The organism is Lysinibacillus sp. RC79 (assembly GCF_041262405.1).
Classification (GTDB): domain Bacteria; phylum Bacillota; class Bacilli; order Bacillales_A; family Planococcaceae; genus Lysinibacillus.
Window position 1 is genome coordinate 31,359 of record NZ_JBGCCD010000008.1, and the last position, 16,255, is coordinate 47,613.

12 protein-coding genes and 1 other annotated feature are annotated in these 16,255 nt (G+C 39.8%); all 12 genes read right to left on the minus strand.

Annotation, left to right across the window (positions count from 1 at the left end):
• Positions 1 to 5: 5 nt before the first annotated feature.
• A complete protein-coding gene (locus tag ABH968_RS09955; RefSeq protein WP_370044010.1) occupies positions 6 to 689 on the minus strand; it encodes a response regulator in 684 nt (227 codons plus the stop codon).
• Between the two features lie 324 nt (positions 690 to 1,013).
• A complete protein-coding gene (tuf, locus tag ABH968_RS09960; RefSeq protein ID WP_370043885.1) occupies positions 1,014 to 2,201 on the minus strand; it encodes an elongation factor Tu in 1,188 nt (395 codons plus the stop codon).
• A gap of 139 nt (positions 2,202 to 2,340) precedes the next feature.
• Positions 2,341 to 4,419, minus strand: coding sequence for an elongation factor G (gene fusA, locus ABH968_RS09965; protein ID WP_370043886.1), 2,079 nt, complete (start codon positions 4,417 to 4,419; stop codon positions 2,341 to 2,343).
• A 42-nt stretch (positions 4,420 to 4,461) separates the two neighbouring features.
• On the minus strand, positions 4,462 to 4,932 hold the full coding sequence (rpsG, locus tag ABH968_RS09970; protein ID WP_036123710.1) for a 30S ribosomal protein S7: 471 nt from the start codon (positions 4,930 to 4,932) through the stop codon (positions 4,462 to 4,464).
• Positions 4,933 to 5,080: 148 nt separating this feature from the next.
• Positions 5,081 to 5,500, minus strand: coding sequence for a 30S ribosomal protein S12 (gene rpsL / locus ABH968_RS09975; RefSeq protein ID WP_008181595.1), 420 nt, complete (start codon positions 5,498 to 5,500; stop codon positions 5,081 to 5,083).
• A 98-nt stretch (positions 5,501 to 5,598) separates the two neighbouring features.
• Positions 5,599 to 5,847 carry a ribosomal L7Ae/L30e/S12e/Gadd45 family protein gene (locus tag ABH968_RS09980; RefSeq protein WP_370043887.1) on the minus strand — a complete coding sequence of 83 codons (249 nt, stop codon included), beginning with the start codon at positions 5,845 to 5,847 and terminating at the stop codon, positions 5,599 to 5,601.
• A gap of 138 nt (positions 5,848 to 5,985) precedes the next feature.
• Positions 5,986 to 9,672, minus strand: coding sequence for a DNA-directed RNA polymerase subunit beta' (rpoC, locus tag ABH968_RS09985; protein WP_370043888.1), 3,687 nt, complete (start codon positions 9,670 to 9,672; stop codon positions 5,986 to 5,988).
• A 207-nt stretch (positions 9,673 to 9,879) separates the two neighbouring features.
• Positions 9,880 to 13,455, minus strand: a complete 3,576-nt coding sequence (gene rpoB / locus ABH968_RS09990; protein ID WP_370043889.1) for a DNA-directed RNA polymerase subunit beta — start codon at positions 13,453 to 13,455, stop codon at positions 9,880 to 9,882.
• A gap of 242 nt (positions 13,456 to 13,697) precedes the next feature.
• Positions 13,698 to 14,300, minus strand: coding sequence for a class I SAM-dependent methyltransferase (locus ABH968_RS09995; RefSeq protein ID WP_370043890.1), 603 nt, complete (start codon positions 14,298 to 14,300; stop codon positions 13,698 to 13,700).
• Positions 14,301 to 14,377: 77 nt separating this feature from the next.
• A complete protein-coding gene (rplL, locus tag ABH968_RS10000) occupies positions 14,378 to 14,737 on the minus strand; it encodes a 50S ribosomal protein L7/L12 (RefSeq protein WP_370043891.1) in 360 nt (119 codons plus the stop codon).
• 72 nt (positions 14,738 to 14,809) lie between these two features.
• The gene (rplJ, locus tag ABH968_RS10005; protein WP_134022296.1) at positions 14,810 to 15,310 is read right to left on the minus strand and encodes a 50S ribosomal protein L10; all 501 of its coding nucleotides are present in this window, start codon (positions 15,308 to 15,310) and stop codon (positions 14,810 to 14,812) included.
• Positions 15,311 to 15,342: 32 nt separating this feature from the next.
• Positions 15,343 to 15,489: a sequence feature (ribosomal protein L10 leader region), on the minus strand.
• 61 nt (positions 15,490 to 15,550) lie between these two features.
• Complete coding sequence (rplA, locus tag ABH968_RS10010) at positions 15,551 to 16,249, minus strand: 50S ribosomal protein L1 (RefSeq protein ID WP_370043892.1); 699 nt, start codon at positions 16,247 to 16,249, stop codon at positions 15,551 to 15,553.
• Between the last annotated feature and the right edge of the window lie 6 nt (positions 16,250 to 16,255).

The window sequence follows — 16,255 nt, forward strand, 5'->3', positions numbered from 1 at the left end:
GTCACTCACGTCCCTTGTGTTACAGCCATATAACCAAGTCCCTTTTTAGTTAAAATCACTTCTTGTAAACCTATATCCTCAAGCTTCGTACGTAATCGATTAACATTTACTGACAATGTATTATCATTAACAAAACGCTCATCATCCCATAACTTTCTCATTAAATCATCTCTAGAGACTATTTGATCAGCCTTCTCCACTAAAACGCGTAAAATAAAGAGTTCATTTTTAGTTAACGAAGCAAGGTTACCCTCATACATAATCTCACTGCGTGCATAGTCAATAACTGCACCATTAAACCGTGTGACATCCATTGATTCTTCTATATAATCATATGTACGGCGTAAAATAGCTTGTACCTTTGCTAGTAATACTTCCATATGGAAAGGCTTTTGTACAAAGTCATCCGCACCCATTTGCATTGCCATTACCATATCCATTGGGTGGTCTCGTGAAGATAGAAAGAGAATTGGCACCTTTGAGATATGACGTATTTCACGACACCAATGAAAGCCATCATAGGCCGGAAGCTGAATGTCAATCAATACAAGCTGCGGCTTTTGTTCAATAAAATCATCCATCACCTTTTGAAAATCTTTAGGACCTACAACTTGAAGCGACCATTGTGCAAAACGTGTCTGAATCATTTCGAAAATCGATGAATCATCTTCAATCAGCAATATTTTCATCTCCATCTACAAATTCCCCTTTCATGAAATGTTTATATGTAAGAACTGTAAGAACTATTAAAAAGGTTGGTAGAAATTGAAAGGAACGCGATTCTACACTCTACATGCTGCACTAGCCTTCATCCCCACCAGTTCATAAAAAAAATTCTATTCTAATTTTTACCATGTTGAGATATTTCTGTTCTTTGATATTTCATCTATTATGTATACATAAAATAATCTAATTAAGGTTGGATTATCCATAAATCTTTTCTTATTTTAACATAAAAAACCAATCTGTAAGCGTCCCTACAGATTGGTTTGGAAAATTAGCTTGCGCTAAAATTATTTTTGGATAGAAGCAACTACGCCAGCGCCTACAGTACGTCCACCCTCACGGATAGAGAATTTAGTACCTTCTTCAAGAGCGATTGGAGCGATAAGTTCTACTGTCATTTCGATGTTATCGCCAGGCATTACCATTTCAACGCCTTCTGGTAAGTTACAGATACCTGTTACGTCAGTTGTACGGAAGTAGAACTGAGGACGGTAGTTAGAGAAGAATGGAGTATGACGGCCACCCTCTTCTTTTGATAAAACATAAACTTCAGCTTTGAAGTTAGTGTGTGGAGTGATTGAGCCTGGTTTAGCTAATACTTGACCACGTTGGATGTCTTCACGAGCTACACCACGAAGTAAAGCACCGATGTTGTCACCAGCTTCAGCATAGTCTAATAATTTACGGAACATTTCTACACCAGTTACAGTTGTAGATTTAGCTTCTTCAGTGATACCGATGATTTCAACAACGTCACCAACTTTAACTTGACCACGTTCAACACGGCCAGTTGCAACTGTACCACGACCAGTGATAGAGAATACGTCCTCGATTGGCATCATGAATGGTTTGTCAGTTTGACGTTCTGGAGTTGGGATGTAAGAATCTACAGCGTCCATTAATTCAACGATTTTTTCTTCCCATTCTGCTTCACCTTCAAGAGCTTTAAGAGCAGAACCTTTGATTACAGGAAGATCGTCACCTGGGAAGTCATATTCAGAAAGTAGGTCACGGATTTCCATTTCTACTAATTCTAATAATTCTTCGTCGTCTACCATATCACATTTGTTCATGAATACTACTAAGTATGGAACACCTACTTGACGAGATAAAAGGATGTGTTCACGAGTTTGTGGCATTGGGCCGTCAGCAGCAGATACTACTAAGATACCGCCGTCCATTTGAGCAGCACCAGTGATCATGTTTTTAACATAGTCAGCGTGTCCTGGGCAGTCAACGTGTGCATAGTGACGAGTATCAGTTTCGTATTCTACGTGAGAAGTATTGATTGTGATACCACGTTCTTTTTCTTCTGGAGCGTTATCGATATCAGCGTATGATTTAGCTTCTCCACCCATTTTTTTAGAAAGAACTGTTGCGATTGCAGCAGTTAAAGTTGTTTTACCATGGTCAACGTGTCCGATTGTACCAATGTTAGCATGCGTTTTTGAACGGTCGAATTTTTCTTTAGCCATTAGAGATTGCCTCCTCAAAATTATATGTTTATATTTTCAAAAAAATTATAGAATGATTGCTGATGGCGAACGGGCCCATCCACCATCCCACAATCATAGCTTACAAATTAGTTATACTTTATGCAAGATGAAAATTCAATTATTCACCTTTATTTTTTTTGATGATTTCAGCAGCGATTGATTTTGGTACTTCTTCATAATGATCGAATGTCATTGAGAATACACCACGTCCTTGCGTTGCTGAACGAAGAGTTGTTGCATAACCAAACATTTCCGCTAAAGGAACCATTGCACGAACAACTTGAGAGTTACCGCGAGCTTCCATACCCTCAACGCGTCCGCGACGAGAAGTAATGTTACCCATGATATCACCTAGGTATTCTTCTGGAATTACAACTTCAACTTTCATCATTGGTTCTAAAATAACTGCATCACATTGTTTCGAAGCTTCTTTAAGAGCCATAGATGCAGCAATTTTGAACGCCATCTCATTCGAGTCAACGTCATGGTAAGAACCGAATACTAATTTCGCTTTAATATCGATTAGTGGGTAACCAGCTACTACACCGCGGTCAAGAGAGTCACGAAGACCAGCTTCTACTGCAGGAATGTATTCACGAGGTACTACACCACCAACGATAGCGTTTTCGAATTCAAAGCCTTTACCTTCTTCATTTGGAGAGAACTCAATCGTTACGTCTCCGTATTGTCCACGACCACCAGATTGGCGAGTGAATTTACCTTGAACTTTTGCAGAGCCACGGAATGTTTCACGGTAAGATACCATTGGGGCACCTACGTTAGCTTCTACTTTAAATTCACGGCGCATACGGTCAACTAAGATATCAAGGTGAAGCTCACCCATACCTGAGATGATTGTTTGACCAGTTTCTGTGTCAGTGTGAGCACGGAAAGTTGGATCCTCTTCTTGAAGTTTTTGTAAAGCTTGACCCATTTTGTCTTGGTCAGCTTTTGATTTTGGTTCTACAGAAAGAGAAATTACTGGTTCAGGGAATTCCATTGATTCAAGAATAACTAAGTTTTTCTCGTCACATAGAGTATCACCAGTAGTAGTATCTTTAAGACCTACTGCTGCTGCGATGTCCCCAGCAAATACTTTAGAAATCTCTTCACGAGAGTTTGCGTGCATTTGTAGGATACGGCCTACGCGTTCACGTTTACCTTTAGAAGAGTTTTGTACGTATGAACCTGATTCTAAAGTTCCAGAATAAACACGGAAGAAAGTTAATTTACCTACGAATGGGTCAGTCATAACTTTGAATGCAAGAGCTGAGAATGGCTCCTCATCTGAAGAATGACGTTCTAATTCCTCGTCACCATCAATATCAGTACCTTTGATTGCTGGTACATCTAATGGAGATGGTAAGTAATCAACAACTGCATTTAACATTGGGCGTACGCCTTTGTGTTTGAATGCTGTACCACAGATTACTGGGTAAAATTCTACTGCGATCGTAGCACGACGGATAGCCGCTTTAAGTTCAGCAACAGAAATTTCTTCGCCTTCTAAATATTTTTCCATGATTTCTTCATCAACACTTGCAACAGCATCGATTAATTTTTCACGGTATTCTTCAGCTTGTGCGCGGTGTTCTTCAGGAATTTCACCTTCAGTTACTGCAGTACCTTTTTCGTCGCCGTAGAAAGTAGCTTTCATTTCAACTAAGTCAATGATTGCTGAGAACTGATCTTCAGCTCCGATAGGTAATTGGATAGGATGAGCGTTTGCTTGTAAACGATCGTGTAGAGTTCCTACAGAATATAGGAAATCTGCTCCTGTTTTATCCATTTTGTTAATGAACACGATACGTGGAACGCCGTAAGTTGTAGCTTGACGCCAAACTGTTTCAGTTTGAGGCTCAACACCAGATTGAGCATCAAGAACTGTTACTGCGCCATCAAGTACGCGTAGTGAGCGTTCAACTTCTACAGTGAAGTCTACGTGTCCAGGAGTATCGATGATGTTTACACGGTTGCCGTTCCATTGAGCTGTTGTCGCAGCAGAAGTGATTGTGATACCACGTTCTTGCTCTTGTTCCATCCAGTCCATTTGAGAAGCGCCTTCGTGAGTTTCACCAATTTTGTGAATCTTACCTGTGTAATAAAGGATACGCTCAGTAGTTGTTGTTTTACCAGCATCAATGTGAGCCATGATCCCAATATTACGAGTATTCTCTAGTGAGAATTCGCGTTTCATAAGGTATTTCTCCTTCCATATTGGGCTTATGCGATGTTTAGATTACCAACGGTAGTGAGCGAATGCTTTGTTCGCTTCTGCCATTTTGTGCATATCTTCACGCTTTTTAACTGATGCACCAGTGTTGTTAGAAGCATCAAGGATTTCGTTAGCTAAACGCTCTTCCATCGTTTTTTCACCACGAAGACGAGCATAGTTAACTAGGTAACGAAGACCTAAAGTTGTACGACGTTCTGGACGTACTTCTACTGGCACTTGGTAGTTAGAACCACCAACACGGCGAGCGCGTACTTCAAGAACTGGCATTACGTTATTTAGAGCAGCTTCGAATACTTCAATTGGATTTTCACCAGAACGTTCTTTAACAAGTTCGAACGCACCATATAAAATCTTTTGAGAAGTACCTCTTTTACCATCAACCATCATTTTATTAATTAAACGAGTTACTAGTTTTGAACTATAAATTGGATCTGGTAACACGTCACGTTTGGAAACAGGACCTTTACGAGGCATGTGTTTTCCTCCTTTCGAATAGTTATCGATTTATTTTATAAGAATTGTTTTGTCATGTTTGTCGCGAAAATTCCCAATCTGCTAGCGAGATTAGAAATTTGCGACAACTACTTAGGCTCATTATTAAGCAACGCTCAATAATGTTAAATTATTTTTTTTCTTTAGGGCGTTTTGTTCCGTATTTAGAACGTGATTGTAAACGACCGTTTACACCAGCTGTATCAAGAGCTCCACGTACGATATGGTAACGAACACCCGCTAAGTCTTTTACGCGTCCGCCACGGATAAGAACAACACTGTGCTCTTGTAAGTTGTGGCCTTCACCTGGGATATAAGCTGTAACCTCGATTTGGTTAGTTAAACGTACACGAGCGTATTTACGTAACGCTGAGTTTGGTTTACGAGGTGTCATTGTACCTACACGAGTACAAACTCCGCGTTTTTGTGGAGATTTAACATCAGTTAAAGATTTTTTAAATGAGTTATATCCTTTGTTTAACGCTGGTGATTTTGATTTCGTGCTTTTAGATTGACGAGGCTTACGTACTAATTGGTTAATTGTAGGCATCGGTATTTCCTCCCTTCATTTATTCCTTGTTAATACCACACATCCAGGTGGTTCATTTTTTGGGTAAAAACAAAGTCTTTGTGTTTAATACACAAAAACTAATCTACAGTAATCGCAACTACTGCAGCTCCAACGTGGATTCCACAGGCCTTGCCCAGTTCCTTTTTCGACTCAACAAGAATAACTGGTATACCGATTTCTCTCGCGAAAGATATGGCCGAATCGGTTACCCAATTGTCTGTATCGAGTGCCACAAAAAGTTCTTTCACTGAACCGGCTCGCATTGCTTTTACTGCTTGCTTTGTACCTATGATTGTTTGACTATCCCTTACTCTATCATAAGACATTTTCATATCCTCCGAAGTATAGACAGTTAACTATCAACCTTCAATATATTATCATTACCAATTTCGACTGTCAACTAATATCTTTAAAAAGCCCGAAGAGATGATAAAAACACATCTCTTCGGCACTTATTTTAATGATTATTCAGCAGAAACTAAGTTTTCTGTGTCAAGCTCATCTTTTTCAATACGGATTTGACGGTAACGTTGCATACCAGTACCTGCAGGAACAAGTTTACCGATAATTACGTTTTCCTTCAGACCAAGAAGTTCATCACGTTTTCCTTTAATAGCAGCATCCGTTAACACACGAGTTGTTTCTTGGAATGATGCAGCGGATAAGAATGATTCTGTTTCAAGAGACGCTTTTGTAATACCTAGGATAACAGGACGACAAGTTGCAGGGTTTTTGCCATTTAACACAGCATCTACATTTGCTTCTGAGAATTGGTGAATATCTAGTAATGAGCCTGGTAATAATTCTGTATCACCAGCTTCAATTACACGTACTTTACGAAGCATTTGGCGAACCATTACCTCGATATGTTTGTCTCCAATTTCTACCCCTTGCATACGGTATACTTTTTGTACTTCTTTTAACAGGTATTCTTGAACTGTTGAAACGTCTTTAACTTTTAACAATTGCTTTGGATCGATAGAACCTTCTGTTAATACTTGACCGCGTTCTACAAAGTCGCCTTCTTGTACTTTTAGACGAGCATTGTAAGGTGCTGCGTATTTACGTGTTTCTACTTCACCTTCAATTGTAATCTCTTTTAGACCTTCGCGGATTTCAGTGATGTCTGAAACAGTACCTGCGATATCAGTAATAACTGATTGACCTTTAGGATTACGTGCTTCAAAAATCTCTTGGATACGTGGAAGACCTTGTGTAATATCATCCCCGGCAACCCCACCTGTATGGAATGTACGCATTGTTAATTGTGTACCTGGTTCACCGATTGATTGAGCCGCAATAATACCAACTGCTTCTCCAACTTCAACCTCTTCACCTGTTGCTAAGTTCATGCCGTAACATTTTTTACATACACCATGTTTTGTATTACATGTGAATGCTGAACGGATTGTTACTTCTTCAATACCTAGCTCTATAATGATACGAGCGATATCTTGGTCGATTAATCCGTCTTTTTCTAAAATCACTTCGCTTGTTTCTGGATGATAGATTGTTTTCTTCGTATGACGACCGATAATACGTTCATCTAACGCTTCAATTAGCTCTGTACCTTCCATCAACGCACCAATTGTTAAACCACGGTCAGTTCCACAGTCATCCTCACGAACGATAACATCTTGTGCTACGTCAACAAGACGACGTGTTAAGTAACCTGAATCGGCAGTTTTTAGGGCTGTATCGGCAAGACCTTTACGAGCACCGTGAGTAGAGATGAAGTACTCTAATACCGTTAAACCTTCACGGAATGAAGATTTAATTGGAAGTTCGATGATACGACCAGCCGGGTTGGCCATCAGACCACGCATACCTGCTAACTGTGTAAAGTTAGATGCGTTACCACGGGCACCTGAGTCAGACATCATAAAGATTGGGTTCGTTTTCTCAAGCGACTTCATCAGCTTCGATTGAATTTCATCTTTCGCAGCACTCCAGCTTGAGATAACGCGATCATAACGCTCATCTTCCGTGATGAAACCACGACGGAATTGCGCTTGAACTTTATCTACTTTTTCTTGAGCTACTGCTAAAATTTCGCCTTTGTCTGGTAATACGACGATGTCAGATACACCTACAGTGATACCAGCACGTGTTGAATATTTGAATCCTAGGTTCTTCATGCGGTCAAGCATTTTAGATGTTTCAGTGATGTGGAAACGTTTAAATACTTCAGCAATGATATTACCTAAGAATTTTTTACGGAATGGGTTTACAACTGGTACTGATGCAAAGTGTTTGTGCAGTACAGCTGTGCGTTGTGCATCAACTTTACCTTTTTCATCAAGTCCATTATAAGCAGCATCTGCCTCAAGCTCTTTTAACGTTTCTTCATCAATTGTTAACTTAACAAAGTACTTGTCTGGTGTTTCTTGTTCTAAGTTGAATGCAGTTGGCTCATTAATGTATGGGAATGATTTAGGCAAGATTTCGTTAAAGATTACTTTACCAACAGTCGTTAATAGGAACATATTATTTTGTTCCTCAGTAAATGTTGGGTTATTTAACGAACTTGCTTTTATCGCAATACGAGTATGCAAGTGAACATTACCTGTATCATATGCAATTAATACTTCGTTTGGCCCATAGAAAATTGTTCCTTCGCCGCGAGCTGTTTCACGCTCAAGTGTTAAGTAGTAGTTACCTAATACCATATCTTGAGATGGTGTTACAACTGGTTTACCATCTTTCGGGTTCAGGATATTTTGTGCAGCAAGCATTAGAAGACGAGCTTCTGCTTGTGCTTCTGCTGATAATGGTACGTGTACCGCCATTTGGTCACCATCGAAGTCAGCGTTATAAGCTGTACATACTAATGGGTGAAGACGAATAGCACGACCCTCAACTAGTGTTGGTTCAAACGCTTGAATACCAAGACGGTGAAGCGTAGGTGCACGGTTTAGTAATACTGGATGCTCACGAATTACATCTTCTAAAACATCCCATACATCGTTGTTTAAACGCTCGATTTTACGTTTAGCAGATTTAATATTATGAGCAAGACCACGTTCTACTAACTCTTTCATTACGAAAGGCTTAAATAGCTCAATTGCCATTTCTTTTGGTAGACCGCATTGGTACATTTTTAAGTTTGGACCTACTACGATAACCGAACGACCAGAATAGTCAACACGTTTACCAAGTAAGTTTTGACGGAAACGGCCTTGTTTACCTTTCAGCATATGTGAAAGTGATTTTAATGGACGGTTACCAGGACCTGTTACAGGACGACCACGACGACCGTTATCGATTAATGCATCAACAGCTTCTTGTAACATACGTTTTTCGTTTTGTACGATGATACTTGGAGCACCAAGGTCTAGTAAACGTTTTAAACGGTTATTACGGTTGATTACACGACGATATAAATCGTTTAAGTCAGAAGTTGCAAAACGACCACCATCTAATTGCACCATTGGACGAAGCTCTGGTGGTATAACCGGTAGTACATCTAAAATCATCCATTCAGGAGAGTTACCTGAGTTACGGAATGATTCAACAACTTCAAGACGTTTAATTGCTCGTGTACGACGTTGACCTTGTGCTGATTTCAACTCTTCTTTTAAAGAATGAGTTTCATCTTCAAGATCAATTTTGCCTAGCAATTTCTTAATTGCTTCCGCACCCATAGCTGCTTCGAATGTGTTTCCGAATTTTTCGCGATATGCACGGTACTCTTTTTCAGAAAGCAATTGTTTACTTTCTAAGTTTGTAGCACCTGGCTCGATTACAACGTAAGATGCAAAGTAAATTACTTCTTCTAGTGCACGTGGGGACATATCTAAAATAAGACCCATACGGCTAGGAATACCTTTGAAGTACCAGATATGAGAAACTGGTGCTGCTAATTCGATGTGGCCCATGCGTTCACGACGAACTTTAGCACGTGTTACTTCAACACCACAACGATCACAAACTACGCCTTTGTAACGTACACGTTTGTATTTACCACAATGACACTCCCAGTCCTTAGTTGGACCGAAAATACGCTCACAGAATAAACCATCTTTTTCTGGTTTTAATGTACGATAGTTAATTGTTTCAGGTTTTTTAACTTCACCGTATGACCAAGAACGAATCTTGTCAGGAGAAGCTAAACCGATTTTCATATATTCAAATTCATTAACGTCTATCAAGGAGCCTACCTCCCTCTAGTATAGGTCTTTATAAAGACTCTTTACGCAGCTCGATAATCGTTTGCAAGAATCATGTTTCTTTAGCAAAAGATTAAAAATAGAATGATTTATTGAAAGAAAAAGCCGGACAGGGCGTTAAATCCTGCCCGACTAATTTGAAAAATAACTTTGACCGTGTTCACAAAGAATGCGAATTAACGTTTTCCATTATTCAAAAGACTCTACTGGCTCTTCTTCTGTTTCTGGTTTTGGTGCAATGTTAAGTGCGTCAGCTGGTTGAAGATCTTCTTCTTCGTCTAAGTCGCGAAGCTCTACCTCTTCATCATTGATCGTTAACATTTTCACATCCATACCAAGTGATTGAAGCTCTTTAATCAATACTTTGAATGATTCAGGAACTCCTGGCTCTGGTACACTTTCACCTTTAACGATTGCTTCGTACGTCTTCACACGACCAACAACGTCATCGGATTTAACTGTTAAGATTTCTTGAAGTGTATAGGCAGCACCGTATGCTTCAAGTGCCCATACCTCCATCTCACCAAAACGTTGTCCACCGAACTGCGCTTTACCACCAAGTGGCTGTTGAGTAACAAGCGAGTAAGGACCAGTTGAACGTGCGTGAAGTTTATCATCAACCATGTGAGCAAGTTTGATCATGTACATGATCCCTACTGATACACGGTTATCGAATGGTTCACCTGAACGCCCATCATACAGAGTTGTTTTACCATCACGGTTCATGCCCGCCTCTTCCATTGTTTCCCAAACATCTTCCTCGTTGGCACCATCAAATACTGGAGTTGCCATATGAACGCCTAGGGAACGAGAAGCCATACCTAAGTGTAATTCTAAAACTTGTCCGATGTTCATTCGAGAAGGTACGCCAAGTGGGTTTAACATGATATCAACAGGAGTACCGTCTGGCATGAATGGCATATCCTCTTCCGGTAAGATACGAGAGATAACCCCTTTGTTACCATGACGTCCGGCCATTTTGTCCCCTACGCGAATTTTACGTTTTTGAACAATGTAAGCACGAACTAATTGGTTAACACCTGGTGGCAACTCATCGCCATCTTCACGGTTAAATACTTTCACGTCAAGAATAATACCGCCAGCACCATGTGGTACACGTAATGAAGTATCACGAACTTCACGAGCTTTTTCACCGAAGATAGCATGTAATAGGCGTTCTTCAGCAGTTAATTCTGTAACTCCTTTAGGTGTTACTTTACCTACAAGAATGTCACCATCACGGACTTCTGCACCGATGCGGATGATACCACGTTCGTCTAAGTTACGAAGCGCATCTTCCCCAACGTTTGGAATATCACGAGTGATTTCTTCAGGTCCTAATTTTGTATCACGAGACTCTGATTCATATTCTTCAATATGAACAGATGTATAAACATCATCTTTTACAAGGCGTTCGCTCATGATAACAGCATCCTCATAGTTAAAGCCGTTCCAAGTCATGAACGCAACAAGTACGTTACGACCAAGAGCAAGTTCACCATTTTCCATAGATGGACCATCTGCTAAAATGTCACGAGGTTTCACACGTTCGCCAACTTTTACAAGCGGACGTTGGTTGTATGAAGTACCTTGGTTAGAACGAATGAATTTTTGTAATTTATATTTTGTTAAATCGCCTTTAACCTCTTTACCGTCTACGACTTCAATACGGCGAACACGGATAGAGCGAGCTTCAACGTGCTCAACAATACCATCATATTTCGCTACTACAGCCGCACCTGAGTCACGCGCATCAACGTGTTCCATACCAGTACCAACGAATGGTGCTTCTGGGTTAAGAAGAGGAACTGCTTGACGTTGCATGTTGGCACCCATAAGTGCACGGTTCGAGTCATCGTTTTCTAAGAACGGGATACATGCCGTCGCTGCTGAAACTACTTGTTTAGGAGATACGTCCATGTAGTCCATTTGCGATTTATTAAATACTGTATTATCCCCACGGAAACGACCTACTACTTCGTCTTTAGCAAATGTACCATCAGGATTTAATAGTGAGTTCGCTTGTGCTACATAGTAGTTATCTTCTTCATCAGCTGTTAAATAATCAATTTGATCCGTTACTTTACCTGTTTCATGGTCAATACGACGATAAGGTGTTTCAATGAATCCGAATTTATTTACTTTGGCAAATGAAGATAATGAGTTGATTAAACCAATGTTTGGACCCTCTGGTGTCTCGATTGGACACATACGACCATAGTGAGAATAGTGAACGTCACGTACTTCGAAACCAGCACGCTCACGTGTTAAACCACCAGGTCCTAATGCAGATAGACGACGTTTATGCGTTAACTCTGCCAATGGGTTTGTTTGGTCCATGAATTGTGATAATTGAGAGCTACCAAAGAACTCTTTAATTGACGCAATTACCGGACGAATATTAATTAATTGCTGTGGTACGATAGCAGCTGTATCGTTAATAGACATACGCTCACGTACTACACGTTCCATACGAGATAAACCGATACGGAATTGGTTTTGTAAAAGCTCACCAACAGAGCGTAGACGACGGTTACCTAAATGGTCAATATCATCTGTTGCCCCTACTTGGTAAAGTAAGTTAAAGAAATAACTTACTGAAGATAATACGTCAGCAGGTGTAACATTCTTCACTTCTTCATCGATGTACGCATTACTAATAATATTGATTTCTTTTTGCGCTTCATCTTTCGGTGCATAAATTTTAATAGACTGGATTGTTACGTCATCTTCAAGCACTCCACCTACTTGTGATAAAGTGCGGTAACCGATACCTTTTGATGTATCTTCTAGATACGGTAAGATTTTATCTAAAGTACGACGGTCAAGAACTGTACCCTTCTCTACTAAAATTTCGCCTGTCTCTGGGTCTACAAGCGTTTCAGCAATCGTTTGGTTAAATAAACGATTTTTGATATGAAGCTTTTTATTCATTTTATAGCGACCAACATTCGCTAAATCATAGCGTTTTGCATCGAAGAAACGAGAGTATAATAAACTCTTCGCACTTTCAACTGTTGGTGGCTCACCTGGACGTAAACGTTCATAGATTTCTAAAAGTGCTTTTTCAGTACTTTCAGAGTTATCCTTTTCTAACGTATTACGTAAATATTCGTTATCACCGATAATATCGATAATTTCTTGGTCTGAACCGAAGCCTAACGCACGAAGTAACACAGTTACTGGTAGCTTACGAGTACGGTCAATACGCACATATACTACATCTTTCGCGTCAGTTTCATATTCTAACCATGCACCACGGTTCGGAATAACTGTCGCTCCGAAACCTTTCTTACCGTTTTTATCAGTTTTATCATGGAAATACACACTTGGTGAACGGACTAATTGTGAAACGATAACACGTTCAGCACCATTGATAATGAACGTACCTGTCTCTGTCATTAATGGGAAGTCACCCATGAAGACATCCTGTTCCTTCACTTCGTCTGTTTCTTTGTTGTAAAGACGTACTTTCACACGTAATGGAGCTGCGTAAGTAACATCTCGCTCTTTACACTCATCGACTTCATACTTAGGATCTCCTAACGAATAATCGATGAATTCTAATGAAAGATTACCTGTAAAGTCCTCGATCGGCGAAATGTCACGGAACATTTCACGTAAACCTTCTTCAAGGAACCACTCGTAAGACGCCGTTTGAATCTCAATCAGATTTGGAAGCTCAAGCACCTCGTTAATACGCGCAAAGCTTCTACGCTGGCGGTGTTGTCCATACTGAACTAGTTGACCTGTCAACTCATTCACCCCTCAATAAAGCGATATTAGGTCTTTGCAAAATCATACAAATAGTGTATGATTTCGAAAGACAAAAAGAAAACGAGTCTTCAAAAAGATCTCATTTTCGGTTAACTAAACTTATCTTGGCAAGTATACCCACATTATAACAATCATATTCAAAAAGGGCATACGACCTCAAAATAATATTTTTGCATTTTATCATGTTATCATAGCCGATTTGTCAAGTCAATAATTTATGCATATTTCACTTATTTTTTCGCACGTACTATCCAGTACCCTTTTTTCTTTTCCACAACATCGACTTCAGAAAATTTTTCTTCTAAGTAACTTACCGTTGATGGTGCACCCTGCTTCTTCTGTATGACTACCCACAGCTCACCAGATGACACTAACTGATCATAAGCTCCATCGTAAAAGCGGAAAATTGTTTCCTTTCCTGCGCGAATTGGAGGATTGGTTAAAATAGCTGCAGCGTTTACATCATTATCAACCTTCGATAGTCCGTCACTCACAAATATCCGTACATTTTGAACACCGTTTACTTGCGCATTTTTTTGCGAGAGTGTAACAGCACGTTCATTGATATCCATCATAAAAACGGTACGGTCTGGGTTTGTTTTGGCAATCGATAATCCGATTGGTCCGTACCCACACCCCACATCAAAAATCGCACCATCAATATCAGGCATTTGAAAAGCATCTATTAAAACACGGGATCCAAAATCTACTTCACTTTTACTAAATACACCTGCATCCGTTTCAAAGGAAAACGTATGCCCTAACAACTTGAATGTCCAGTGACGAGGTTTACTCTCAGTTTGAGGCTTACTCGTATAATAGTGATCTGACATTTCCACGCCTCCTCAGAATGAAGAAAAAAAGCTCGCCACAATGACGAGCTTTCCTTTTGTTTAAAAGTAACGCGAGATTACTTAACTTCTACAGATGCGCCAACTTCTTCAAGTTTAGCTTTGATTTGTTCAGCTTCATCTTTAGAAACACCTTCTTTAAGAGCTTTAGGAGCGTTATCTACTACTTCTTTAGCTTCTTTAAGACCTAAACCAGTGATTTCACGAACCGCTTTGATCACTTTGATTTTTTCAGCACCAGCTGATGCTAATACTACGTCAAACTCTGTTTTTTCTTCAACAGCGCCAGCAGCAGCACCTGCTACTGCTACAGGAGCAGCAGCTGTTACACCGAATTCTTCTTCGATAGCTTTTACTAAATCGTTTAATTCAAGAACCGTCATAGCTTTGATAGCTTCTAAGATTTGCTCTTTATTCATTATAATTTCCTCCTAATTGGATAATGTTTTATTGTTGCGGATCATGCCGCAGAAGTTATAGTGCGTACGAAATTACGCGCCTTGTTCTTCTTTTTGTTCTGCAACAGCTTTTGTTGCAAGTGCGAAGTTGCGCACTGGAGCTTGAAGTACAGATAAAAGCATAGAAAGAAGACCTTCGCGTGATGGAAGTTCTGCAAGTGCTTTAACATCTTCAACAGAAGAGATTGTACCTTCAATAATACCCGCTTTAATTTCTAAAGCTTCATTTTTCTTAGCGAACTCGTTGATGATTTTAGCAGGAGCTACAACATCTTCATTTGAGAACGCAATTGCGTTAGGACCAACTAATACGTCATTGATTCCTTCAAGACCAACAGCTTCAGTAGCACGACGTGTTAAAGTGTTTTTGTAAACTTTGAACTCAACGCCAGCTTCACGAAGTTGTTTACGAAGTTCAGTTACTTGCGCAACGTTAAGACCACGGTAATCCACAACTACTACAGAAGCAGCATTTTGGAATTTCTCAGTAATCTCTTGAACTTGTGCTTGTTTGTTTTCGATAACTTTGCTCATGATGACACCTCCTATTAGAATGGGTCATTTATACCGACAAAAGAAAAGCCTCTGGGTCAAATAGACACAGAGGCTGAAAGTCATCATCTTTAAAATAAGAATCCGAATTCCGCTGTCCTCGGTAGGATCATTAAGTGACAAGTCACTCCTACTGTCTACGGTACAAATGGATGATTCACAACAGCAACCATCTTATCATAGATAGACAGTGCCGTCAACAGATTTACATAAAAACTTTAATTATTTTACTACTACGCTTGAAGCGTCAACTTTAAGAGCTGGACCCATTGTAGTTGTAACGTTTACAGATTTCATGTAAGTACCTTTAGATGCAGCAGGTTTTGCTTTTTGCACTACATCAAATACAGTTAAGAAGTTTTCTACTAATTTTTCTGTAGAGAAAGAAACTTTACCGATAGGTGCGTGGATGATACCAGCTTTATCAGCACGGTATTCTACTTTACCAGCTTTAATTTCTGCGATAGCTTTTGTTACATCGAAAGTAACTGTACCAGTTTTAGGGTTTGGCATTAAACCTTTAGGTCCTAATACACGACCAAGTTTACCAACTTCACCCATCATGTCAGGAGTTGCAACGATTACATCGAAATCAAACCAACCTTGTTGGATTTTTTGGATGTATTCTGCATCGCCTACATAGTCAGCACCAGCTGCTTCAGCTTCTTTAAGTTTTTCACCTTTAGCGAATACTAATACGCGTTGAGTTTTACCAGTACCGTTTGGTAACACTACTGCACCACGGATTTGTTGGTCGTTTTTACGAGTATCGATTCCTAGACGGAAAGCAACTTCTACAGTAGCGTCGAAGTTCACTGTGCTAGTTTTTTGAGCAAGTTCGATTGCTTCTTGAGCGCCGTATAGTGCATTACGGTCGATTAATTTTGCTGCATCTTGCAGTTTTTTACCTTTTTTAGCCATTATATA